We start from the raw sequence: 24,901 nt of genomic DNA, 5'->3' as shown, positions 1-24,901 counted from the left end.
ATAATCTTTACACTTTGTTCTTTTATCCTTAATCCTTACTCTTTGTTCCTTAATCCTTACTCTTTGTTCTTTTATCCTTAATCCATAAAACGTACTTTTGCATCGCTTTGAGTAAAAAACGATATTTCATACAAATTGCTTATGATGGCAGCTTATACCACGGCTGGCAAATACAACCTAATGCGGTAACGGTACAAGAATTATTGGACAAGGCCATGTCTACTTTTTTTAGGCAACCGATTGAAACTTTAGGTTGTGGCAGAACCGATTCTGGTGTACACGCAACGGAGTTTTTTGCCCATTTCGATGTAGAGCATATAAGAGAAGATAAAGTTTTTTCAGCAGTTGGTGGTATAAATGCAATGCTTCCTTATCAAATTGCGGCAAAAAAAATTATTGCTGTAGCTGATGATGCACATGCACGATTTGATGCAACAGCAAGGGCTTACAAGTATTACATTCATTTTGAAAAAGATCCTTTTAAATTGAACCGTTCTTGGTTAGTAAAAGATAAGTTAGATATAAAATTGATGAACGAAGCAGCAAACGAATTATTAAATTACACCGATTTTTCATGTTTTAGCAAATCAAATACTCAAACCTTTACCAATAACTGTAAAATTGTAAGAGCCCAATTTGAAGAAGAAAATGGTAGTTTAGTGTTCACAATTGAAGCCGATCGTTTTCTAAGAAACATGGTCAGGGCAATTGTAGGCACTTTGGTTAGAATCGGTAAAAAAGAAATTAATTTATCTGATTTTACAAATATAATCGATAGCAAAAACAGAAGCAACGCAGGTCAATCGGTACCAGCTTGTGGTTTGTATTTGGTAAAAGTAGAGTATCCTTATGTATAATGATTGAATTATAGAATGAGTGGATGATTGAATATTTTGTCTCGTGTAGATATTTATTCATTCAAAATTCACTCATTAAAAATTAATAATTCATTCCAAATTAAAATAAATGGCAGTAACAGGCGACGTATATAACACAGGATTGCTGAAACGTATTTTTCAATACGTAAAGCCATATCGTGCTATTTTTGTCTGGTCGGTAATATTAACGGTGTTACTTGCGGCAATTTCTCCAGTTCGCCCATTTCTTATTAAATTTACGCTTGATAATTATATTTTAACAGGCAATTACAGCGGCTTGGTAAACATGACAATGCTCATGGTTTTTATGCTGATTTTGCAATCGCTTATTCAATATAGCCATACTTTATTAACCAATACTTTGGGGCAATCCGTTATCCGCGATCTGAGAATTAACGTTTTTAATCACATTACCCAGTTACGCTTAAAATATTTCGATAAAACCCCCATTGGTCAATTAATTACCAGAACTGTTTCTGATTTAGAAACCATTGCCGATATATTTTCAGAAGGGTTAATCTCCATGATTGGCGATTCGCTGCAAATTGTAGTAATTGTTGGCGTAATGTTGCTTACCGATTGGGAGTTGAGTTTGGTAGTGCTTTTGCCGATTCCGCTTTTGATAATTGCAACCAGAAAATTTCAGAAAGCTATTAAAGTTGCCTTTCAGGAAATCAGAAACGAAGTTTCCAATCTGAATACCTTTTTACAAGAGCACATAACCGGTGTTTCAATTGTTCAATATTTTGCCCGTGAGCGACAAGAGTACAAAAAGTTTTATGCTATAAATAAGCGCTATCGCGATGCAAATATTCGCTCAAACTGGTATTATTCCATCTTTTTTCCGGTTGTTGAGTTAATCTCTGCCATGTCGCTAGGTTTATTAATTTGGTATGGTTCAAAAAGTATTTTAGCTAAACCACTTGATGTGACACCTGGAACCATCACACAATTCATCATGTATTTAGGAATGGTTTTTACCCCAATTCGCCAACTGGCGGATAAATTTAATACCCTGCAAATGGGTATGGTTGGAGCTGAACGCGTTTTTAAGGTTTTAGATACGGATGAAAAAACACCAAATCATGGAAAACTTGCTCCTGAAAAACTAGAGGGTAACATCAAATTTAAAAATGTTTGGTTTGCTTATAATGATGATAACTATGTTTTAAAGGATTTATCTTTTGAGGTAAAAGCTGGCGAAACCGTGGCCTTGGTTGGTGCAACCGGCGCTGGCAAATCTTCAACCATAAATATTTTAAACCGTTTTTACGAAGTTAAAAAAGGTGAAATTACGGTTGATGGCTTAGATATTCATGATATAGAATTGAATTATTTGCGTAGTAACATCGCAACCGTTTTACAAGATGTTTTCCTTTTTTCGGATACGATTTTAAATAACATCACCTTAAACAATCCAAAAATTACTATTGAGGAAGTGGTTAATGCCGCTAAAAAGGTTGGTGCTCATGATTTTATTGAGCGTTTACCAGGTGGTTATCAATACAATGTAATGGAAAGAGGTTCAACCCTTTCTGCCGGACAAGCACAGCTAATTTCTTTCATTCGGGCTTTAGTACACAATCCGGCAATTTTAGTTTTAGATGAAGCCACCTCATCTGTTGATACAGAAACTGAATTATTGATTCAAAAGGCCATTGACAATTTAATGGATGGCAGAACTTCTATTGTAATTGCCCATCGCCTTTCAACCATCCAGAAGGCCAATCAAATTATTGTGCTTGATAAAGGCGAAATTAAGGAGAAAGGTACACACCAGGAATTGTTAAGGCTAAATGGTTATTACAAAAAGCTTTACGACTTGCAATTCTCATCAGAAGGTATTGCTAAAAGCCCTTAAAATGACTATGTTTGGTTTCCCAACAAACCTAATCATTTGGAAGCCTCGAGAAATTGTGAAAACGATAATGTACTTTTTGACCTATTAAGGAAAGGAGACGAGGCTGCATTTGGCAAAATCTATAAACTTTATTGGGCTGAACTTTACAATGCAGCTTACAAACGTTTGCCCGAAAAAGAGAAATGTCAGGATATTATTCAGAATGTTTTCGCCGATTTATGGAATAGAAAAGCAGAGCTCGATTTGCAAAAACCTTTAGCTTACTTGCACACAGCCGTTCGTTTTCAGGTTCTAAAGCAAATTAGCAAAGGCAGTAAGCACAATTTATTCAGTAGTACATTCGAGCAGAAGTTAATTTCTCCTTTGCAAACAGATGGAGAATTATTGGAAAAGGAAGCTCGTTTGTTAATTGAACTTTTCATAAAGGCACTTCCAGAAAAGCGACGAAAAATCTTTTTGCTCCATTATTTTGAAGGTTTATCTACAGCAAAAATCGCTGTAGAATTAAATGTTTCACAAAAAACCGTTCAAAATCAATTAACAACAGCCACACATGCGCTTAAATTCCGATTAACGCATATGATTTTGATTCTTGTAGCCGCCTATTTCACTCTTTTAAAATAATTTGTTTTCTTTTTTGGGAGATTTCCTTGCATCCGGTACATAGTATATAAAAACCGGAAAAAATGAATTCATTTCCTAACCGAAAAGATTTAGAAAAAATTGTTGAACGTTATTTATCAGGTAAAGCAAATGCCGATGAAATTCAGTTTATCGAAGAATATTACAATTTTTTAGGTAAAACAGATGAAAGCTCTGATATAAATCCGGCGGAGGACATAAAAAATCTGGAGCAGTTAAACTTTGAAGCAATCAAAGAAAAAATTGCGCACAATAAAAAAACAAGGATATCTCCCTTATACAAATATATTTCTGCAGCGGCCGCACTTGTTCTGATTTTTACAGGTATCTACTATTTCCAAATCAATAAAACATCCAAACTTTTAGCAACTACCCAAGCTCAAAGAAAGCATTTAGATATTTTGCCAGGAAAGAACAAAGCGATACTAACTTTAGCTGATGGCTCTAAAGTGGTTTTGGATGAAAATACTTCATCGGATATTAGCGACCAGGACGGAATCAGAATTTCAAAAGAAAAAGATGGGCAATTGGTTTACACAATTGTAAACAATAGCCTTTTAAACCAGCATAAAAATATAGCCTACAATACAATTTCAACGCCAAGAGGTGGCCAGTATCAAGTTATTTTGCCGGATGGCAGCAGGGTTTGGCTTAATGCAGCATCATCCCTAAAATATCCAGAAGCATTTACCGGCAAGCAACGTTTGGTTGTGCTAACAGGCGAAGCATACTTTGAAGTTGCAAAAAATAAGTCGATGCCTTTTCATGTTGTAAGTCAGAACCAAAACGTAGAAGTATTGGGTACGCATTTCAATATCAACAGTTATTTAGATGATAATACGGTTAAAACAACCTTGTTAGAGGGGAGCGTGAAGGTTAGCAATCTAAAATTTTCTAAAACTTTAAAGCCTGGTGAACAGGCAATAAGTGGTATTGGCGGAGAAGCATCAATTAAAATCGCTGCAGATGTTGATACCGATGATGAAACTGCCTGGAAAAACGGATTATTCCAGTTTAACGATTCGCAACTGAAAGTTATTCTAAGTCAGTTGGAAAGATGGTATGATATTAAAATCGACTACTCGGATGTTCCAGCTAAGCGGTTTAACGGAATGGTGCCAAGAAAATCAAAATTATCTGAAGTATTAAAAATGCTCGAGAAAACTGGAAACATTAAGTTCCAATTAGAGGAAGGAAGAAAACTCAAAGTTTTAACAGAAAAATAAACTAACCAAATAGATGGCAAAAATGCCAAATAACTAATCAATTTAACCTTTAAACCAAACTGAATGTATGAATTTTTACACTCGAAGTAGTAAAGCCGCGGAGGATAAACACAACGGTTTTGCTCCAAATTATTTTAACCATCAATTTCTTAGGGCTATGAAACTTTTTATTTTCATAATGATCGTTTTATGTATGCAGGTCAGTGCCAATGCATTTTCTCAACGCATAAATATTAGTCAGAAAAATACACCCCTGGTAAAAATTCTAAAGGAAATTAAACGCCAAACTGGTTATTTCTTTTTGTACGATACCGATTTAATTCAGCAAAAATCTAAACCGGTAACAATAGATTTAAAAAATGCAGAACTTTCTGATGTATTAACTCAAGCTTTAAAATCGCAACCTTTTGGTTGGGAAATTAAAGAAAATACCATCTTAATTTTTCCAAAAGCAAATAATAATGAGCTGGTAAAAGCTATTGATGTTACAGGTAAAATTGTTGATGAAGCAGGGAATCCAATGCCGGGCGCTTCGGTTCGCATTAAGGGCCAATCTGCAATTTACGCCACAGACAATAATGGTAATTTCTCTATCAGAAATGTAGATGAAAACGCAATTTTAGTTGTCTCTTACATCGGCTATGCTGATAGAGAAGTTTTAGCTAAAGCACAATTGGGGGCTTTAAAATTAATGCCATCTGCCGGAACGTTAAGTGATATTGTGGTAACTGGCTACACCAATTATACGAAAACTCAATCTGCAAATGCGGCATCATTGGTTACAGCAGAAAAAATTAACACGGTTCCAGGTTTAACAGTTGACCAGATTTTGCAAGGTCGTGTTCCAGGTATGAGTGTAATTTCTACTTCTGGTCAGCCTGGTCAAAGTGCAGCAGTTGTAATTCGTGGTATTGGTAGTGTAAACGGTTCATCTACACCTTTATATGTTTTAGATGGTGTGCCAATCGAAGCTGGTTATTTTCAAACCATCAATCCTGAAGATATTGAATCGGCAACGGTTTTGAAAGATGCATCAGCTAAAGCACTTTATGGCTCAAGAGGTTCAAACGGTGTAATTGTTTTAACAACCAAAAAAGGTAAAGCTGGTAAATTAGCGGTTAATTATACCTCGCAATATGGTTTCTCTAATTTAAGCCGACCAAACTTTACCATGATGAATACGGAACAACGCTTGCAATTTGAAGAAGAAATTGGTGCAAGTTTTGGTCGTAATATTGGCCCCGGCTGGACATATTCTCCTAAAAACCCAACCTATGCTGCAGGAACTGCAACAACAAGAGCAAGAGCAGATTTTATCATCGATAGTTTAAAAAGAATTAACACAGATTGGAGAGATATTTTCTTCCAGAGAGGAAAATTCCAGGAGCAACAGGTAAGCATTAGCGGTGGAAATGAAAATTTACGTTTCTACAATTCCTTAAATTATTACAGCCAGGAAGGTGTAGCTAAACGTACCGGTTTGGACCGTTATTCACTAAGAAGTAACTTGGATTTTAAAGATGATAAATTCAGCGGTAGTGTGAATTTATCTTTGGGTTATTCTCAATCTAGCTTTACCGAAGGCGAAGGCGGAACTGGTGCAGGTACAGCAATGGCATCAGTTTATTATGCTTTGCCATACGAAAACCCTTACGCTTTTGATGGAACTTTGGTTCATCCGGGTAATAGGTCTCAATATTTTATTTTAGATCAAAGGGAGGGTAGTCAAGCATTAGAACGTTTGTTAAATTCATCAGATAAAACTGATCAATTAAAATCAATCATTAGTACGGCTTTTGCTTACCAGATTTTACCTGAGTTAAAAATAACAACCAGGGCAGGTATAGATTATCGCCAGTCAACTGACCAGCAATTTATTAATCCTGATTCTTATTATGGATCGAGAAGTGTTGCAAATACATTAGGTGGAAGAGGTCGTTTAACAGATGCAAGCAGAAGAAACTTCAACATCATATCAACAACCGGATTAACTTTTGCCAAAAAGTTTAATGATGTTCATGATTTCGAGGCTTCAGCTTTTTATGAATATGTTTATAATAACTATAATTCTTTTGGCTTTAGTGCGTACGGTATAGATGGTCGCTTACCAGAAACTCCGGCAGGAGCAACTAATAGTGCAGTGTTTTTACCTTCAACAACAGGTGGTAAAACTAAAAGTGCTTTAGCTTCGTTTATGGGTGTTGCCCGTTACACTTTTGATAATAAATATACTGCTACAGCAAGTTATCGTTATGATGGTTCTACAAGAGTTGCACCAGAAAATAAATGGCATGGCTTCTATTCGTTTGGCGCTAACTGGAATGCAAAAGGCGAAGAATTTTTAAAGAATAATGATTTTATTAATGATTTAAGAGTTAGAGCGAGTTACGGCATTACAGCAAGTCCATTTGGTGGCGACTTTACTTATTTGCCAACTTACACGGTTGGAACATCTTATGGGGGCGTTGCTGCTATCAGACCATCAGCTGCGGGTAATGCGGATTACGATTGGGAATATGTAAAAGAATCTAACGTGGGTTTCGATTTAGCAATATTCAAAAACAGATTACGTATTGCTACAGATTATTACTACAGATTGACAACCAATATGTTTATCGACCAACCACCATCGGCAACTTCGGGTTTCTCTTTACTTAGCTTAAGTTCTGGAAAAATGAGAAACAGAGGTATTGAATTTGAAGTTAATGGTGATGTTATCAAAACAAATAATTTCTTATGGTCTGTTGGAGTTAATGCTGGTTACAATAAAAACAAAATTCTTCATGTAACTGATATTACCGATTCATATCCTGATGGAGACAGTCGTATTTTAAAAGTAGGCTTACCTTATGGAACTTATTTTGCTCCGGATTGGGCAGGTGTAAATCCTCAAACAGGAGAAGCACAATACTACAATCTTGATGGAAGCATTACCACAACTTACAATGTAAATACGCAAAGTACAACCAACTCTGGTAGTTTATATCCAACTTTTACTGGTGGTTTTAACACTTCATTAAGTTATAAGGGAATTACGGCTTCGGCACTATTTTCTTTCGTATCAAACGTTATGCGTTGGAATAATGAAGATTTTTATAACGAAAATCAGCGCTATGCAACCAGTAATCAAAGCGTTAGAATGTTAGAAAACAGATGGCAGGTTCCGGGGGATTCTGGTAATGATGCAATCCTTCAAAAATTCGATATTCCTAGAAACTTTACATCAAAAGATATTCAGGATGCTTCTTTCTTAAGGTTAAGAAATGTGAACATCGGTTATGCTATCCCGAAATCAATTTTAGAAAAAACTAAAATCATTAAAGGTGTTAAAATCTTTGTTCAAGGACAGAATTTGTTTACCTGGACAAAATGGAGGGGATTAGATCCTGAAAATAATGCAGTTTACGGTCGTTTTCAATATCCAAACACCAGAACGTACACTGCAGGTTTAAATGTTAACTTTTAATAATTATAGCAATGATTAATAAAATATATCAAAAATACGTACTTATATTTTCGTTGTTAGTGCTTACATCGTCATGTACAAAATTGGATTTAACTCCAACCGATACTATATCTCCTGATAAGGCATTTAGAAACATAAATGATATTAATTTAGGCTTATTGGGTGCGTATGCGCTCGTAGATTATACACCGATAAGTTTGGTTTCAACGGTTTCTGATGAAGCAACGTTTCCTACAGAAAACACAGTTGGCAATAGTGACGCTTTCAGGTGGTTATATACTGCAGGCAATGGTTCTGTAACTTCGCTTTATGCAAGTTATTATACCGCAATTGATAGAGTAAATAGAACAATTACGGGTCTTGATGCGCTAACTTTGACTGGTAGTGTCTTAGCTACGGGCAACAGATATCGCGGCGAACTTTTGGCTTTACGTGCTTATTTTCACTTCGAACTATTACGCAATTATGCATCGGCTTATCAAACCGGCGCATTAGGCGTTCCATACATGAAAAGTTCAACAATTTCTTATCCTGCAAGAGATAATTTCGAAGTTGTTGTGGCAAATGCTAAATCTGATTTAGTTGCCGCAAAGGGTTTAATCCCAACTACATTTACAGATAGAACAAGAATTACAAGGGTTGCTGTTTCTGCAATTCAGGCTAGGCTTGCTTTGTATGAAAAAAACTGGGCCGAAGCAATAACTTATTCTAATGAAGCAATCGCTGCTTATCCACTTGCAACTAAAGCCCAGTTTCCTGGTATTTGGACTGATGCAAATGAAAATGAAGTGATTTGGAAAGCAAAACGAGTTGGAACAACCGATTCGAGAGTTGGAGATTTTTATTTTCGCCAAACTGGTGGCATTGTTTTATATGCACCTGCTTTTAAATTGATTAATACTTTCGATAAGGTTAATGATTTACGTTACACTGCTTACATCAGGTTTGATGCAACCAGAACGGGTACAAGATCTCAATATTTGGTTAATAAATACATTGGCGGTACATCAACAGCACCGGGATTAACTGATATCAAATTATTCCGTACCGGAGAAATGTATTTGATCAAGGCAGAAGCCGAGGCAGAATCTACCGGCGATGCAGCAGGCGATTTAAATGCTTTACGTAGCGCTCGTATTAATGGTTATACCAATGCAACCTTTGCTGATAAACCAGCTTTGATTGCAGCTATTATAGAAGAGCGTTACAAAGAACTTGCTTTCGAAGGCCATAGGTTTTACGATTTGAAAAGAAGAAATTTACCTGTGGTTAGGTTAGCTGCTGATGCTGTAAATGCTTCTGGAGCTGTAACATTACCAGTTACACAGGCACAATACTCGCTTCCGTTACCTGCATTAGAAATTTCGGTAAATAAAAATACAGTCCAAAATCCGGGTTATTAATAATTGTAAGGCTTTGCAATAAGTTATTGCATTTGTCATGCTGAGCTTGTCGAAACAGAAATAAATATATCTCTTAACCTTTGGCAAGCTCAGGCTGACAAATCGAATTTTGATAAAGCCTCATTAAACCTTTAAATATGAAACAAACATTCTTTATCCTGCTGATGGTATATTGCTTTTCAGGTATGGGTTGTGGCAAGACTTCGGTTTCGCCTACTTCACCTACAACTGGCGGTGGAGGAACAACACCAGTTGCAAAACGCAGACCCGCATCAATTGGTATTGTAGGTGATAGCAGCAATGTGGTAAAAACTACAAATGGTGGGATGGTTTTAATGGGGGGAGGAACTGACGTTGATGCAGCCTTTAAATGGATGATAGAAAAGAGCGGTAGGGGCGATGTTGTTATTTTACGCGCTACCGGAACTGATGCTTATAATCCTTACATTAATGGTTTAGGTGCTGTAAACTCTGTTGAAACTTTGTTAATCAATTCGAAAGAACTGGCAAATAATGATACTGTTGCTTACATTATTCGTAATGCAGAAATGGTATTTATTGCTGGTGGAGATCAATCTGATTATATGAGGTATTGGAAAGGAACAAAAACGGAGCAAGCCTTAAATTTTCTTCTGAACGATAAAAAAGCGCCAGTTGGTGGTACAAGTGCAGGTTGTGCTATTTTAGGTGGCTTTTACTACAGTGGTGAAACCGGTGGTTTAACTTCTGCACAAGCTTTGGCAAATCCTTACGATTCAAATGTTACTTTGTACAACAATGATTTTCTTAAAGCACCTTATTTACAAAATGTGATTACCGATCAACATTATTTAACTCGAGATAGAGAAGGTAGATCCGCAATTTTTTTGGGTAGGATAAATAAAGATTGGAAAGTAGCAGCAAAAGCAATTGCAGCTGATGAAAGAACAGCAGTATGTATTGATAAAGATGGAAAAGCACAGGTTTTTGGCGATTTTTCAGCAAGCCGTCCTTATAGTTATGCCTATTTTTTAATTTCTGATGAAGGCAAACAGCCAGAGCAAATGGAAGCTAATAAAAAGGCAATTTGGAGTAACAACCAAAAAGCAGTTTCAGTTTATGAAATTCCTGCATCTGTAAATGGTGGTGGTAATTTTAATGTTGCTAACTTTAAGGCGAGTGAAGCCACAGGTGGAAAATGGTATTGGTGGTGGATAGATAATGGAGTTCTAAATAAAAAAGATCAATAAAAAATGAAAGCATTAAAATTAATTGCAGTACTATTTCTATCTGCTTGGGTATTAAATGTTTCTGCGCAGCAGAAAAAATATGTTATGGTTATTCATGGCGGTGCCGGAACAATCTTAAAAAAGAATATGACTCCAGAAAAGGAAGCTGAATATGTTAAAGTTTTAACCGAAGCTTTAAAGGTGGGTTATGCAAAAATTCAGGCCGGAAAAACAAGTTTAGATGCCGTTGAAGCCACCATTCATGTTTTAGAAAATGATCCGCATTTTAATGCAGGTAAAGGCGCCGTTTTTACACACGATGGAAAAAATGAATTGGATGCTGCAATCATGGATGGCAAAACGTTAATGGCTGGAGCAGTTGCAGGCGTAACTACGGTTAAAAATCCAATCTCTGCCGCCAGAGCTGTAATGGAAAAATCAGAACATGTAATGATGGTGGGTGCAGGTGCAGATTCATTTGCAAAGGATGCAGGTTTGGAAATTGTAGACCCAAAATATTATTGGACTAAAGAACGTTGGGATGGTTTGCAACAGGCTATAAAAGAAGATTCTACAAAAGCAGTTTTAGATCATGGTAGTAAAAAATCTGAGCTTTTGGGCAGCAAAAACCACGATTATAAATTTGGAACGGTTGGTTGCGTAGCTTTAGATAAGGCAGGGAATTTAGCTGCGGGCACTTCTACAGGCGGCATGACCAACAAAAAATATGGTCGTGTTGGTGATGCACCAATTATTGGCGCTGGTACCTATTGCAACAATGAAACCGCAGGTATTTCTTGCACGGGTTGGGGCGAATTTTATATTCGTAACGTAGTGGCCAAAACCATTTCCGATTTAATGGAATACAAAGGTTTGTCAGTTGATGCAGCTTCAAAAATTGCCATTGAAAATGTTGGTAAAATGGGCGGAGATGGTGGCTTAATTGCGCTTGACAAAAAAGGAAATATGTCGATGCCTTTTAACACTGAAGGTATGTACCGAGGTGCAATTACAGCTGATGGTAAAATCGAAGTAAGTATCTATAAATAATGAGAAAACTAGTTTTATCGCTGATTCTATTTACCTGCACATTTGCTACGTTTGCGCAAAACAAAGGCAGTTTATTCATTATTGGTGGCGGAAATCGTTCTGATGAATTGATGCAGAAAATGCTTCATACTGCAAAATTAACGCCCAAAGATTACATCATTGTCCTGCCAATGTCGAGTGAAGTTCCGGATGAAGGATTTGAGTTTTTTTCTAAACAAATAAAAAAGCTCGACAATCGCGTTATCAGAAATTTCAATTTCGCCAAGCACGATGTAAATGATAAAAAGTGGATTGATTCATTAAGCAATGCAAAGCTGATTTACATTTTAGGTGGCGACCAAAGCCGTTTTATGAAAGTTGTTTTGAATACTCCTGTTTACGATGCGATCCACAAGGCTTCCAAAAATGGTTCAACCATTGCAGGTACAAGTGCAGGGGCTGCGGTTATGAGTAAGTATATGATTACCGGGACACAGCTTTTAGATAGCGTTTATAAAGAAACTTTCAATAAGCTCTGGGATAAAAATATTGAGTTTTCTCAAGGTATGGGCTTGCTGGAAAATACCATTATCGACCAACACTTTCTGAAACGTAACCGGTACAATCGCTTAATTTCTGCCTTGGCGGCTCATCCAGATATGGTTGGTGTTGGAATTGACGAAAGCACTGCAATTATCGTTCATGGCAATAAAGCAACGGTCGCCGGCCAAAGTCAGGTGATTAGAATTGCAAATCCGCAAGACTTAAAGAAAACCGATAAGGGATTATTGAAATTTACCAAAGCCGAATTTGGCATTTTTACCGATGGGGATGTAATCGACATTAAGCCGTAAATATTTTAGTTCTACTGTTCCAGGCTGTCGTCATTGCGAGGTACGAAGCAATCTCTTTTGCTATTAGATTGCTTCGGCTTTCGCAATCCTAACCGTTTTAAATAATGCTATTGAGAGGGTTTTTTATGCAAAAACCTTTGTACCTAAACCCGACAAAAACGAGCATGGAGCGCAGCGAAATAAAGTGGTTGGCGGGACTGCATTCCGCCATTAAAGCTCAACTTTCATTTCCAAAAACTTATCTTCATTACCAGCAGCATTTTCATAAAACAAACAATTTTCTTAAAACTTTCGAAATACTGCCGAGCTGTTAATAGCATAAGGTATTCCAATATTCACTAGAGCAACGACTTCTGACCATATTATTCTTTGCCGATAAGCAAAAATTACCCTATATTTCATTCTTCAAAACATATAAATGAAATCAATCCTTTCCAATTTAACCTTTCAGGTATTAATTGCAATTACCATTGGCATACTTGTAGGGACTTATTTTCCCGAATTTGCACCAACCGCTAAGCTGATAAGCCAGGGCTTTATAAACCTGATAAGCATGTTAATTGCGCCAATTATCTTTTTCACAATTGTTTTAGGAATTGCCCATATGGGCGATATGAAAAAAGTTGGCAGAGTGGGCGGAAAGGCTTTATTGTATTTCGAAATTGTAAGTACAGTGGCCATTGCAGTTGGTTTGTTAGTCGCCAATGTTTTAAAACCCGGTGCTGGAGTTGTGGCGAAAGCAGGCGATGCTACCAAAATTACCGGTTATGCCGAACAAGCTAAAGACATGAATTGGGCCGAGTTTTTTCTACATATCATTCCTCATAATGTAATGGCAGCCTTCGCTGAAGGGAATATCCTGCAAATTTTATTATTCGCAATTCTTTTTGGTTATGGCTTAAATAAACTGGGCGGAGAAGGTACTTCGGTATTAAATGCTTTTGATAAAATATCGAAAGTATTGTTCAAAATTATGAAGGTAATTATGCGTTTAGCACCCATTGGCGCTTTTGGCGGAATGGCCTTTAGCATCGGTACGCATGGTTTACAAAGTATTTTCGGGATGGCAAAATTAATGGGTTCGGTTTATCTTACCTGTATTTTATTCATTTTTGTAATCCTGAACGGCATCTGTCGCTATTATAAATTTAGCCTTTGGCAATACTTAAAATACATCCGACAAGAAATTTTAATTGTTTTGGGTACATCATCTTCCGAATCTGCTTTGCCAAGCATGATGCAAAAAATGGAAGCCATCGGTTGCAATAAATCTGTTGTTGGTTTGGTTATCCCAACAGGTTATTCTTTTAATTTAGATGGAACAGCTATTTATTTAGCCATGGCAGTAATATTTCTTTGCCAGGTTTTTCATGTCGATTTATCGCTGGGGCAGCAAATTACGGTTTTGGGCGTATTAATGGTTACCTCAAAAGGTGCGGCAGGCGTTACAGGAAGTGGGTTTATTGTGTTGGTTTCTACCTTAACGGCACTTAAAATTATGCCAATTGAACACATTTCAATATTAATCGGTGTAGATAGATTTATGAGCGAAGCCAGGGCAATTACGAATGTTATCGGCAATGGTGTTGCCACAATTGTTATCGCTAAAAGCGAAAATCAGTTTGATGAAGCGAAGTATTTAAAGGCAATCCAGCCTGCTACGATTGAGAGAAATGAAGAAAATTAGTTGTGAGTTACTAGTTGCGGGTTTTAAGACAGCCCGTAAATAACAAAGTTGCCATAACCCACATATCTTTTTAGGGCCACTTCCTAAGAAAATATGAATATGCGCTTAAACGGGTAAACTCATAACCCGCAACAGACAACAGATAAACCAACTCTTTTCCCTACCTTTGTAGCAGAAACAGGCAACACAGCTTGTTTAGTTAAACCAAATCACATTGGCTCAAGAAGAACAAAATAACCGCAAGGAAAAAAGCGAGTTACACCCACGCAACAAGCACCGTTCGCGTTACAATTTCAAACAACTTACCGCAAACTCTAAAGAATTAAAACGTTTCGTTTTTAAGAACGAGCATAACGATGATTCAATTGATTTTGCCGACCAAAGTGCTGTTAAAGCTTTAAACAGAGCGTTACTTAAGCAATATTATAATATCTCTCAATGGGATATTCCTAAAGATTTTCTATGTCCGCCAATTCCGGGTAGAGCAGATTATATCCATTATGTTGCCGATTTATTAGGGTCAAGTAATAAAGGGAAAAACCCAAAGGGAGCAAATGTAAATGTACTTGATATTGGTGTTGGTGCAAACTGTATTTACCCAATTATCGGTCATCAGGAATATGGTTGGAGTTTTGTAGGCTCAGAAATCGACCCACTTTCTGTCGAATCGGCAAAACGCATTATCGAAGCAAATAAGCCTTTGCAAGGTGCAATCGAGATTCGTCAGCAAGGCTCAAAAATGGGTATTTTTAGAGGTATAGTTGGCAGAACCGAACGTTTTGATGCGATAGTTTGTAACCCTCCATTTCATGCTTCCTTAAAAGAGGCGGAGCAAGGAACCCGTCAAAAATGGCGCAACCTCGGTGGAAACGAAAAGGAAGTGAAACACGTTCTAAACTTCGGTGGCAACAAAGCCGAACTTTGGTGCCCAGGTGGTGAGCGTGCTTTTGTAGAGCAAATGATTATCCAAAGCGAGCAAATTAAAAATCAGGTTTTGTGGTTTACCTCCCTGGTATCAAAAAGTGCCAACTTAAAAAGCATTTACAATACTTTAATTAAGGCAAATGCATTCGAAGTTAGAACGGTACAAATGAGTCAGGGGCAAAAGATTAGCCGTTTTGTAGCCTGGACGTACAAAGATGATGCAGCACAAGCAGAATGGGCAAAAGGTTGGAAAAGCGAAAGTGCAAAACCTGAAGTCAAAGCTTAAAACTCAAAATAATTAGTAAAGCAAAGCCGGATGAACTTTTAAAGTTAGTCCGGCTTTTTGTTTGTATCTTTTTGCAATGTATACCATTACTAAGTTCGTCATTGCGAGGAGGAACGACGTGGCAATCTTTTAAGCTCGTGCTTCAAAGTATACCACTTCAATCCGGTTTATTTAACACAGGCAGATGCTACTATACAAGGTTTTTAAAACCCACAGTTAAAATTTATTTTTAAAGTTAGGTTATTAAGTTTAGGCTAATTTATTTTATAAAATCAATATAAATGACGCTTTGGAGCGCTCGTCATTGCGAGGAACAGCCAGTCCCGAATATCGGGAAAGCATTCTCATTTAAAAGATTACTGATAAGATTGCTTCAGCTCACGCAAATCCAACTTCGCCATGACGACCGCTGGAATAACCTCAACGGTAACTTGTTCCAGTAAGAATTTCAAAAGGGTTTTCGATAAACTAAGACTGATATTAGATAAACTGTTTCATCAGGTAACCTACATTGCAGGATGATTCGGGGATGAGGCATAGCTTAGCAATAGCTTATTAGTACCTTAGCCATATTAAAGGTTCAGATAATCCGGCAATACTCCACATTTTCCCGAACAAAGGCGGACTTACCGCGGACTCACTGAGGATTTAGATGTATGAAGTTAAGGATAAGGTTGCTGAAAATCATATTTAGGAATTAGCCTTTAATTAATCAGCAATCAATTTAGTGGTCTTCCAAATGCCTTTCGACTACGCTCAAGGTGACATTTATTAAATCTTTTATACTAAAAGGCTAAACAATTCAGCAATTAAACAATTTCTACTAACCAACTAACCAACTAACCAACTAACCAACTAACCAACTAACCAACTAACCAACTAACCAACTAACCAACTAACCAACTAACCAACTAACCAACCAAACAACTAAACAATTTCCCTAAATTATTTCTTCTCATAAACTATCATAATCACCAAATCATTATCTGCGTTTGGCGCAATACCATGCGAACTTCCAGGCCGTGTTAAAATGGCGTCGCCAGGTTTAACAGGAAATGTTTTGCCATTCATTTGCATTATCCCATTGCCACTTAAAACGTAATAAATTTCGTCTTCCTTTTGCAAATGATAACCTATAGATGAACCGGGTTTAAGTGTTCTCTTTCTGAAAGCAGTTTTAAGGTTTTTGGCTTCAGCAAAGAAGTTGTAACCTATAGTTTCACCACCGCCCTTGTGTGTTCCAGGCTCTGTTTTAGCTACTTCAATATCATTTTGCAAAATATATTTACTGGTATCACTAGTTTGTGCCTTTGCTGCCGATATAGAAAATATCGTGATTAAAAATACTATAGTTAATAGTTTATGTATCATTCGTTTTTTACTTAGTTTTTCGCTCTAAGCTTTAGCTTTTGCGCTTTGGTCTTTCTGCTTTGGTCTTTGTGCTTTCAGCTTTGGTCTTTCAGCTTTCTGTTTTCTGCTTTCTGCTTTTCAAGTAAATTTAGGCGTTTTGGTTGCTGTTGCCAAAGGCGTATCAACTTTGTTAAATAAACCTGATTACAACGAAAATACTTTTACCCCAACCCCTAAAGGGGCTATTGCAAAGTCCCCTTCAGGGGATTTAGGGGTAAAAGATTGTAGTGCAAAGCAGGGCTGAGGTTGCCATAATGTAAATCCTAACGTTTTCTTGAAAAAATGGCTTAAATAATATGATTTTAGGTTTGACTTTCCACTCAATAATATTAGATTTGCACAAAAAAAATTGATACATGAGCGTTTTAGTAAATAAAGATTCTAAGGTTATCGTTCAGGGTTTTACCGGAAACGAAGGAACTTACCACGCAGAACAAATGTTGGCGTATGGTACAAACGTAGTTGGTGGTGTAACGCCTGGCAAAGGTGGACAATTACATTTGGATAAGCCTGTTTTTAATACTGTTAAAGATGCTGTTGATAAAACAGGAGCAAATGTATCTATCATTTTCGTTCCACCGGCTTTTGCGGCTGATGCGATTATGGAAGCTGCCGAAGGTGGTATTAAAGTGATTGTGTGTATTACCGAAGGTATCCCAACTAAGGATATGATTCAGGTTAAAGAATATATTTCTGATCGTGATGTTACGCTTATTGGCCCGAATTGCCCTGGTGTAATTACTGCTGATGAGGCTAAAATTGGTATTATGCCAGGTTTTATCTTCAAAAAAGGTCACGTTGGTGTGGTTTCAAAATCAGGAACTTTAACTTACGAAGCGGTAGACCAGGTTGTTAAAGCTGGTTTAGGTATTACTACAGCTATCGGTATCGGTGGCGACCCAATTATTGGTACGCCAACTGTTGAAGCGGTTAAATTGTTAATGAACGACCCTGAAACTCACGGTATCATCATGATTGGTGAAATTGGCGGTGGAATGGAAGCGGAAGCTGCTCGTTGGATTAAAGAAAACGGTACTAAGCCTGTTGTTGGTTTCATCGCTGGTCAAACTGCTCCTGCTGGACGTAGAATGGGTCACGCTGGTGCAATTGTAGGCGGTGCTGATGATACTGCTGCTGCTAAAATGAAAATCATGCGTGAGTGTGGTATTCGTGTAGTAGAAAGCCCGGCTGAAATTGGTGCTGCAATGGCAGAGGAATTAGCGAAGTAAGACTATAAAATCTATATAAAGGAAAGCGTTTCGATTAAGTTCGGGACGCTTTTTTTGTTTGTTGCCACGGAAACATAAGGCTGTATTTTTATTGCCACGGAAACACGGAATACACGGAAAAGAAAAAAGAGAGAACTATTGAGATTTTCGTTAGATTAGTTAATATTATTTTTTATGGATTATCAAATAAGACAAGATAATCTTCCCTATAAAAATGAAACCGATTTAATTATTAATGCAGCAATTGATGTTCACAAACATTTAGGTAGTGGATTTTTGGAGATTGTTTAGAAGGATGCCCTTTGTATTGAGTTGGAAAGCCGTGGATATTTCTTCGAGCGAGAAAAACATTATCCTGTTTATTATAAAGATATTTTATTGCCTCATAGTTTTCATGCTGATTTTATAATTTTTGATTCTGTTATCCTGGAAATTAAAGCTAAAAGTGGTATTGCGAATGAAGATTTGGCTCAGGCTATAAATTATTTAAAATGCTCTGAATGCAAAGTTGGCTTAGTTTTAAACTTTGGTAAAACAACTTTGGAAATTAGACGTGTTATTCTTTAAAAAACTAATTCTGTGTCTTCTGTGTTTCCGTGGCAGAATGATTTCTGCACTTATTCTTTAAAACTAATTCTGTGTCTTCTGTGTTTCCGTGGCAAAAATGATTTCTGCACTTATTCTTTAAAACTAATTCTGTGTTTTCTTTGTTTCCGTGGCAAAATACTTTAAAATATCATCCCTTTGTAAACACTAAGACAAACCACTAAACCAGCAAACCAAATTCAAATTTATACCGTATATTGATTTATGAGAACGATGTTAAATAAACTATTTTTGCTTTCTGCGGTTGTTTTAATTACAAGTCTCTCTGCTTGTGCTCAAAAGCAAGAGAAAAAAGAAACAAAACCTGCGCAGGGCACACCTCAAATAACACAAAAAAAGAAAATGAACTGGAATCCATTGACACCCGAAGAAGAGAGAGTAATTGTTAATAAAGGCACAGAATATCCTGGTACAGGAAAATATGAACATACAACTGAAAAGGGAACCTATACTTGCAAGCGTTGTGATGCGCCTTTGTATCGTTCAGAAAGCAAGTTTGATGCCCGTTGCGGATGGCCTGCTTTTGATGATGAAATTAAAGGTGCAGTGAAAAGAATTCCTGATGCTGATGGTTCACGTACAGAAATTGTTTGCGCAAATTGTGGAGCGCATTTAGGTCACGTATTTTTAGGTGAGGGATTTACCAATAAAGACACCCGTCATTGTGTAAATTCTATATCGATGAATTTCGTGCCCGATAAAAAATAAGGTTGATGTAGTAGGGTTAGGTAGAGGTGTACAGCGAAAGTTGTACGCCTTTTTTTGTTGGCAGAACTTAGATTTATTTCTCTACAAAAGTGCCCGATTGAAGATGCTGAACAGGTATTTTTTGCCGTCAAAAATAAGGTTTCAAAACAGCAACTTTTCCACAATTTATTGATTATAAACTAAATGCTTATATTTGCAGGCTCGATAATTAAAATTTAGCCTATGAAGTATTTTCTGTTATTAAGTTTTTGTTTCCTGTTTTTGCAGAGCAATGCCCAAAAAACTGAGTCGGTAAACGAGCCAGATAGTATCAAAAAAACAGTCCTTGCAACATACTACCACAGAAAATTCGAAGGTCGCCGAACCACTAGCGGTGCAAAATACAGAGCTAAAAAATACACAGCTGCACACCGTACACTACCATTCGGTACAATGATTACGGTAACCAATCCTGATAATGGAAAATCTGTCGTAGTTAGAGTAAATGATAGAGGTCCATTCTCAAAAAAACTTGCCATTGATTTATCTGAAAGTGCTGCAAAAAAGATTGGAATCTACCGTAAAGGTGTTGGCAGAGTAGAACTTAGCTATACTGTTGAGTAACATTCCTTTTAGCTCTAATTTCGACTCAATTTACTCTCGAAATTTAAGTTATTAACACTATTTTTTGTTTGCTAAACCCTTGAAATTAAACAATTAGCTTTTTTTTTAATTGAAAATGATATTTAGCTGATTGATTTCTCCACCAGATCTGTGCTAGTGTTAACAACTTTGATTCACTAAAAATAGGCTTCGTATATATATTTGTTCTAACAAAGTTCTTCAACTTCTTGCGCTAGAAAACAAATACAAAAGCTTAGTTTTTAGTAATTTACAAGCATATCTCTCAGATACAAATTTTAAATTTACCTAACTAAAAATTACGTTGTTTGCAAGGCGACGAGGTTAGCACTTTTCACTTTAGAGTTTTGATAAGGAACATTTCAATCATCATATAAAATTGATGGATGCGTGGTTTTGTCGGCTCTGTTTAAAATGAAGTAAAAAACATCAGCGTATGGAACAGGAATTATTACTACAAGAAAACAAAGACAGATTTGTGTTATTGCCGATAAAATATCCGGCAATTTGGGAAATGTATAAAAAAACCGAAGCCAGTTTCTGGACGGCGGAAGAAATCGACCTTTCTGATGACCAGAAACACTGGGATAACCTAAATGATGGCGAAAGACATTTCATTTCTCACATCCTTGCTTTCTTTTCTGCTAGTGATGGTATTGTAAACGAAAACTTGGCCGTTAACTTCATGAGTGAAGTGCAGTTGCCTGAGGCTCGTTGTTTCTATGGCTTTCAGATTATGATGGAGAATATTCATGCTGAAACCTACGCCCTGTTAATTGATACCTACATTAAGGATCCTGAAGAAAAGGACCGCTTATTCCATGCTATTGATACGGTTCCGGCAGTAAAAAGAAAAGCTGAATGGGCTTTGCGTTGGATTGACAATGGAACTTTTGCAGAACGTTTAGTTGCATTTGCAGCAGTTGAAGGTATTTTCTTCAGCGGAAGTTTCTGTTCTATATTTTGGTTAAAGAAACGCGGTTTAATGCCGGGCTTAACTTTCAGTAACGAGTTAATCTCTAGAGATGAAGGTGCTCATTGCGAATTTGCTTGTTTATTGTACAGCATGTTAAGCAATAAATTGAGTGAAGAGCAAGTGCATTCCATCATCAGCGATGCGGTTGAAATTGAAAAGGAATTTGTTACCGATGCATTACCGGTTGCCTTAATTGGTATGAATGCAAAATTAATGAGTCAATATATCGAATTCGTTGCCGATAGATGGTTACAAGAATTAGGCTACAAAAAAATCTACAATGCAACCAATCCATTCGATTTTATGGAAATGATTTCTTTGCAGGGAAAAACCAATTTCTTCGAAAAGCGTGTTGGTGATTATCAAAAAAGTGGTGTATTAACATCTGCTGATAATAAAGCACAGGCGTTTTCTTTAGATGAAGACTTCTAAGGTTGAAGGTTTAAAGGTGTAAGGCTTAAGGTCTTGATATCTGATACTCAATACTGATACTAAAAAATAAAATTATAAATGCGAAAGGTTAAGTCTTGATACTTGATACTCGCTACTTGATACTAAAATTAAATCTCATAACCTATGTTCGTACTAAAAAGAGATGGCCGGAAAGAGCCGGTACAATTTGACAAAATCACAGCTCGTATTCAAAAGTTGTGCTATAGTTTAAATTCAGACCTTGTAGACCCAATCGATGTTGCCAAAAAGGTTATCGAAGGTTTATATGATGGTGTAACTACATCAGAGTTAGATAACCTTGCTGCAGAAACTGCTGCATCGTTAACGACAAAACACCCTGATTATGCTTTGTTAGCATCGCGTATCGCGGTTTCTAACTTGCACAAAAACACTACCAAATCATTCTCGGGTACGATGAAAATGTTGTACGAATATTTCGACCCGAAAGCGCAAAAGGCTGCTCCGCTTATCGCTGATGATGTTTATGGGATTATTGAGAAAAACGCTGATATTTTAGATAGTTCTATCATTTACGACCGTGATTTCGGTTTCGATTATTTCGGTTTTAAAACATTAGAAAAATCTTATCTGCTAAAAGTAAACGGTAAAATTGTTGAACGTCCTCAGCATTTGTTTATGCGTGTTTCTGTTGGTATTCACAAAGAAGATATCGAAAGTGCAATTAAAACGTATAATTTAATGAGTGAGCGTTGGTTTACGCATGCTACGCCAACATTATTCAATGCGGCTACTCCAAAACCTCAAATGTCGTCGTGCTTTTTGTTAACCATGCAAGATGATAGCATCGAAGGGATTTATGATACATTAAAACAAACCGCTAAAATTTCTCAAAGTGCTGGCGGTATTGGTTTAAGCATTCACAACATTCGTGCAACAGGTTCGTACATTGGTGGTACAAATGGTACAAGTAACGGTATTATCCCAATGTTACGTGTATTTAACGATACCGCTCGTTATGTAGACCAAGGTGGAGGTAAACGTAAAGGTGCTTTCGCTATTTATTTAGAGCCATGGCATGCAGATGTTTTTGAATTCTTAGACCTGCGTAAAAACCACGGTAAAGAAGAAATGCGTGCCCGTGATTTATTTTATGCCCTTTGGATAAACGATTTGTTTATGCAACGTGTTAAAGATAACGGCGATTGGACATTATTCTGCCCACATGAAGCACCAGGCTTGGCAGATTGTTTCGGTAAAGAATTTGAAGAATTGTATACTAAATACGAGACTGAAGGTCGCGGACGTAAAACCATTAAAGCACAAGAACTTTGGTTTGCCATTTTAGATTCGCAAATTGAAACAGGTACACCTTATATGTTGTTTAAAGATGCAGCGAACAGCAAATCTAACCAACAGAACTTAGGTACCATTAAGTCGTCTAACTTATGTACGGAGATTATCGAGTACACGTCTAAAGATGAGGTTGCGGTTTGTAACTTAGCATCGTTAGCATTGCCTCGTTTTGTAATCAACGGTGCTTTCGACCACCAAAAACTATACGATGTAACTTATCAGGCAACATTAAACCTGAATAAAATCATCGACCATAACTATTACCCGGTTCAGGAAGCTGAAAACTCAAACATGCGTCACCGCCCGGTTGGTTTAGGTGTACAAGGTTTGGCTGATGCTTTTATTTTATTGCGTTTACCTTTCGAAAGTGATGAGGCAAAGCGTTTAAATAAAGATATTTTCGAAACGATTTATTTCGCTTCGATGACGGCTTCGAACGATTTAGCGGTGAAACATGGTCCTTACCAAACGTTCAAAGGTTCTCCATTATCAAAAGGTCAGTTCCAATTCGATTTATGGAATGTAACACCAGATAGCGGTCGTTGGGATTGGAATGCTTTGCGCAAGAAAGTAGTTAAGGATGGTGTGTACAACTCGTTATTGGTTGCGCCAATGCCAACTGCATCTACTTCTCAAATCTTGGGTAACAACGAATGCTTCGAGCCATATACTTCAAACATTTACACTCGTCGTGTATTAAGTGGAGAGTTTGTGGTGGTAAACAAACACTTATTAAAAGATTTAGTAGCGCTAGGTTTATGGAACAACGATATGAAAAACCAAATCATATTGGCTAACGGTTCAATCCAGGCTATTCCATCAATTCCAGATTATATCAAAGAATTGTACAAAACAGTTTGGGAAATTAAAATGCGTAATATCATCGATATGGCTGCCGACCGTGGTGCTTATATCTGCCAATCGCAATCGTTAAACTTGTTTGTAAATGCGCCAAATACTTCGAAACTAACTTCAATGCACTTTTACGCATGGGAGAAAGGCTTGAAAACCGGTATGTACTATTTACGTACGCAAGCAGCATCGCAAGCGGTTAAATTTACAGTAGAAAACCAAGGCGGTAAGGCTATTGAGGCGGTTATCCCTGCTGAAATGACCCAAGACCAAGTTGCAGAAGAAATCGTGGACGGACCTGTTTGTTCAATGGAAGAAGGCTGTATTAGCTGTTCGGGTTAGAAAGAACAAGGATAAAAGAGTAAGGATAAAAGAGCAAGGAGCAAAGATTAAAGCGAAAAGGCTCAACATCTTGCCGTCATTGCGAGGCACGAAGCAATCTTGGCATAATCGTCATGCTGACCTAGAGCAAAGCGGAAAGCTACGGAGTAAATTTATTTCAGCATCTCATTAAACAAGACTCTGAAACAAGTTCAGAGTGACGAATCTAATAATATCGTAAGGTTTTGGGCAAACGCTCAAAACCTTATTTTTTGTCCTTATTTTCGTGTTTAGTTAAATAGCTCATCAGCCATTGGTTCATTATTTTTTAATGCGCCAAATACCAATGAACGAATGACCATTGAACAAATGAACGACTACAAACATAGCAAGCACGAAATCATTCCCTGCGAAAGATGCGGAACGGCTATTGAATGCAAGGCAAACTCTTACACCAAATGTCAATGTAGTGTAGTGCAGTTGAGCATAAACGAAGTGCAATACATTTCAGAATTATACGATGGTTGTTTATGTGCCAAATGTTTATTCGAATTACAACAGGAGTACAGAGAAGAGATAGGGGTTTAAATATGTCGTCTGTCATGCTGAGCTTGTCGAAGCATCCTCATAAGTATTTTAATATAAATTGAAAAGCAAGTTTCTGTGCTTTTCGTTTGCAACAGTCCCGTGCCAAAGGCACTCCTTCGGAGCCATTCGCTTCAATCTTTAAAAAAGAACTTCTGCCACTACAGCATATTTAGGGTTGTTGCTTTTTTAAAAGTATTTCCGCTGCTGTCTGGTTTAAATAACAACGTTTTGTGGTTCTTGGGGAAGTTTGACCACCCCAACCCCCAATGTCATTAACTTAAGGGAATCATAGGGTAAGGAACTGTAAAAACAGTTCCTTTGTGCTTTCGAAACAACCCCCATGACATCAACAAACATAG

At 37.1% G+C, this 24,901-nt stretch carries 19 protein-coding genes; 18 read left to right on the top strand and 1 reads right to left on the bottom strand.

From position 1 onward, the window contains the following. Positions 1–107 precede the first annotated feature (107 nt). From truA to rlmF, 11 genes are all read left to right on the top strand, one after another. Positions 108–857 (top strand): tRNA pseudouridine(38-40) synthase TruA, encoded by a 750-nt coding sequence (truA, locus tag QWY86_RS08590; protein WP_290240907.1) that lies wholly within the window; start codon positions 108–110, stop codon positions 855–857. Between the two features lie 109 nt (positions 858–966). Next, positions 967–2,739, top strand: coding sequence for an ABC transporter ATP-binding protein (locus QWY86_RS08585; protein ID WP_290240905.1), 1,773 nt, complete (start codon positions 967–969; stop codon positions 2,737–2,739). Between the two features lie 36 nt (positions 2,740–2,775). Continuing rightward, entirely contained in the window at positions 2,776–3,363 is a 588-nt protein-coding gene (locus QWY86_RS08580) for an RNA polymerase sigma factor (protein WP_290240903.1), read from the top strand. Positions 3,364–3,425: 62 nt separating this feature from the next. Next, complete coding sequence (locus QWY86_RS08575) at positions 3,426–4,607, top strand: FecR family protein (protein WP_290240901.1); 1,182 nt, start codon at positions 3,426–3,428, stop codon at positions 4,605–4,607. A 67-nt stretch (positions 4,608–4,674) separates the two neighbouring features. Further along, positions 4,675–8,073 carry a SusC/RagA family TonB-linked outer membrane protein gene (locus QWY86_RS08570; RefSeq protein WP_290240898.1) on the top strand — a complete coding sequence of 1,133 codons (3,399 nt, stop codon included), beginning with the start codon at positions 4,675–4,677 and terminating at the stop codon, positions 8,071–8,073. A gap of 11 nt (positions 8,074–8,084) precedes the next feature. After that, positions 8,085–9,476, top strand: coding sequence for a RagB/SusD family nutrient uptake outer membrane protein (locus QWY86_RS08565; RefSeq protein WP_290240896.1), 1,392 nt, complete (start codon positions 8,085–8,087; stop codon positions 9,474–9,476). Positions 9,477–9,613: 137 nt separating this feature from the next. After that, complete coding sequence (locus QWY86_RS08560; RefSeq protein WP_290240894.1) at positions 9,614–10,705, top strand: cyanophycinase; 1,092 nt, start codon at positions 9,614–9,616, stop codon at positions 10,703–10,705. Positions 10,706–10,708: 3 nt separating this feature from the next. Then, complete coding sequence (locus tag QWY86_RS08555) at positions 10,709–11,734, top strand: isoaspartyl peptidase/L-asparaginase family protein (protein ID WP_290240893.1); 1,026 nt, start codon at positions 10,709–10,711, stop codon at positions 11,732–11,734. Beyond that, positions 11,734–12,567 (top strand): cyanophycinase, encoded by an 834-nt coding sequence (locus QWY86_RS08550; protein ID WP_290240891.1) that lies wholly within the window; start codon positions 11,734–11,736, stop codon positions 12,565–12,567. Before QWY86_RS08555 ends, QWY86_RS08550 begins: the two co-directional genes overlap by 1 nt. 418 nt (positions 12,568–12,985) lie before the next feature. Further along, complete coding sequence (dctA, locus tag QWY86_RS08545; RefSeq protein ID WP_290240889.1) at positions 12,986–14,254, top strand: C4-dicarboxylate transporter DctA; 1,269 nt, start codon at positions 12,986–12,988, stop codon at positions 14,252–14,254. Positions 14,255–14,468: 214 nt separating this feature from the next. Next, entirely contained in the window at positions 14,469–15,464 is a 996-nt protein-coding gene (gene rlmF, locus QWY86_RS08540) for a 23S rRNA (adenine(1618)-N(6))-methyltransferase RlmF (protein WP_290240887.1), read from the top strand. Positions 15,465–16,409: 945 nt separating this feature from the next. Here the strand turns inward: rlmF and QWY86_RS08535 are convergent. Continuing rightward, positions 16,410–16,835, bottom strand: a complete 426-nt coding sequence (locus QWY86_RS08535; RefSeq protein WP_290240885.1) for a cupin domain-containing protein — start codon at positions 16,833–16,835, stop codon at positions 16,410–16,412. A 395-nt stretch (positions 16,836–17,230) separates the two neighbouring features. Here QWY86_RS08535 and sucD point away from each other — a divergent pair, with 395 nt between their 5' ends. From sucD to QWY86_RS08500, 7 genes are all read left to right on the top strand, one after another. Further along, positions 17,231–18,103, top strand: a complete 873-nt coding sequence (gene sucD, locus QWY86_RS08530; protein ID WP_290240883.1) for a succinate--CoA ligase subunit alpha — start codon at positions 17,231–17,233, stop codon at positions 18,101–18,103. Positions 18,104–18,409: 306 nt separating this feature from the next. Then, a complete protein-coding gene (locus QWY86_RS08525; RefSeq protein ID WP_290240935.1) occupies positions 18,410–18,670 on the top strand; it encodes a GxxExxY protein in 261 nt (86 codons plus the stop codon). Positions 18,671–18,913: 243 nt separating this feature from the next. Further along, positions 18,914–19,417: a methionine-R-sulfoxide reductase gene (locus QWY86_RS08520; RefSeq protein WP_290240881.1), complete on the top strand. Its 504-nt coding sequence runs from the start codon at positions 18,914–18,916 to the stop codon at positions 19,415–19,417. 222 nt (positions 19,418–19,639) lie between these two features. After that, a complete protein-coding gene (locus QWY86_RS08515) occupies positions 19,640–20,020 on the top strand; it encodes a septal ring lytic transglycosylase RlpA family protein (RefSeq protein WP_290240879.1) in 381 nt (126 codons plus the stop codon). 454 nt (positions 20,021–20,474) lie between these two features. After that, on the top strand, positions 20,475–21,446 hold the full coding sequence (locus QWY86_RS08510) for a ribonucleoside-diphosphate reductase small subunit (protein ID WP_290240877.1): 972 nt from the start codon (positions 20,475–20,477) through the stop codon (positions 21,444–21,446). A 144-nt stretch (positions 21,447–21,590) separates the two neighbouring features. Continuing rightward, entirely contained in the window at positions 21,591–23,975 is a 2,385-nt protein-coding gene (locus QWY86_RS08505) for a ribonucleoside-diphosphate reductase subunit alpha (protein ID WP_290240875.1), read from the top strand. Positions 23,976–24,308: 333 nt separating this feature from the next. Continuing rightward, positions 24,309–24,542, top strand: a complete 234-nt coding sequence (locus QWY86_RS08500; protein WP_353958909.1) for a cysteine-rich CWC family protein — start codon at positions 24,309–24,311, stop codon at positions 24,540–24,542. The last annotated feature ends 359 nt before the right edge of the window (positions 24,543–24,901 follow it).

It is taken from the genome of Pedobacter aquatilis, from assembly GCF_030409415.1.
Classification (GTDB): domain Bacteria; phylum Bacteroidota; class Bacteroidia; order Sphingobacteriales; family Sphingobacteriaceae; genus Pedobacter; species Pedobacter aquatilis.
This window is presented reverse-complemented; position numbering and strand designations above follow the sequence as displayed.

Excerpts from the sequence above, each read along its gene's own strand:
- QWY86_RS08585 (WP_290240905.1), top strand. The coding sequence starts at position 967 with ATGGCAGTAACAGGCGACGTATATAACACAGGATTGCTGAAACGTATT.
- QWY86_RS08575 (WP_290240901.1), top strand. The coding sequence starts at position 3,426 with ATGAATTCATTTCCTAACCGAAAAGATTTAGAAAAAATTGTTGAACGT.
- QWY86_RS08570 (WP_290240898.1), top strand. The coding sequence starts at position 4,675 with ATGAATTTTTACACTCGAAGTAGTAAAGCCGCGGAGGATAAACACAAC.
- QWY86_RS08565 (WP_290240896.1), top strand. The coding sequence starts at position 8,085 with ATGATTAATAAAATATATCAAAAATACGTACTTATATTTTCGTTGTTA.
- QWY86_RS08560 (WP_290240894.1), top strand. The coding sequence starts at position 9,614 with ATGAAACAAACATTCTTTATCCTGCTGATGGTATATTGCTTTTCAGGT.
- QWY86_RS08555 (WP_290240893.1), top strand. The coding sequence starts at position 10,709 with ATGAAAGCATTAAAATTAATTGCAGTACTATTTCTATCTGCTTGGGTA.
- QWY86_RS08550 (WP_290240891.1), top strand. The coding sequence starts at position 11,734 with ATGAGAAAACTAGTTTTATCGCTGATTCTATTTACCTGCACATTTGCT.
- dctA (WP_290240889.1), top strand. The coding sequence starts at position 12,986 with ATGAAATCAATCCTTTCCAATTTAACCTTTCAGGTATTAATTGCAATT.
- QWY86_RS08535 (WP_290240885.1), bottom strand. The coding sequence starts at position 16,835 with ATGATACATAAACTATTAACTATAGTATTTTTAATCACGATATTTTCT.
- sucD (WP_290240883.1), top strand. The coding sequence starts at position 17,231 with ATGAGCGTTTTAGTAAATAAAGATTCTAAGGTTATCGTTCAGGGTTTT.
- QWY86_RS08520 (WP_290240881.1), top strand. The coding sequence starts at position 18,914 with ATGAGAACGATGTTAAATAAACTATTTTTGCTTTCTGCGGTTGTTTTA.
- QWY86_RS08515 (WP_290240879.1), top strand. The coding sequence starts at position 19,640 with ATGAAGTATTTTCTGTTATTAAGTTTTTGTTTCCTGTTTTTGCAGAGC.
- QWY86_RS08510 (WP_290240877.1), top strand. The coding sequence starts at position 20,475 with ATGGAACAGGAATTATTACTACAAGAAAACAAAGACAGATTTGTGTTA.
- QWY86_RS08505 (WP_290240875.1), top strand. The coding sequence starts at position 21,591 with ATGTTCGTACTAAAAAGAGATGGCCGGAAAGAGCCGGTACAATTTGAC.
- QWY86_RS08500 (WP_353958909.1), top strand. The coding sequence starts at position 24,309 with ATGACCATTGAACAAATGAACGACTACAAACATAGCAAGCACGAAATC.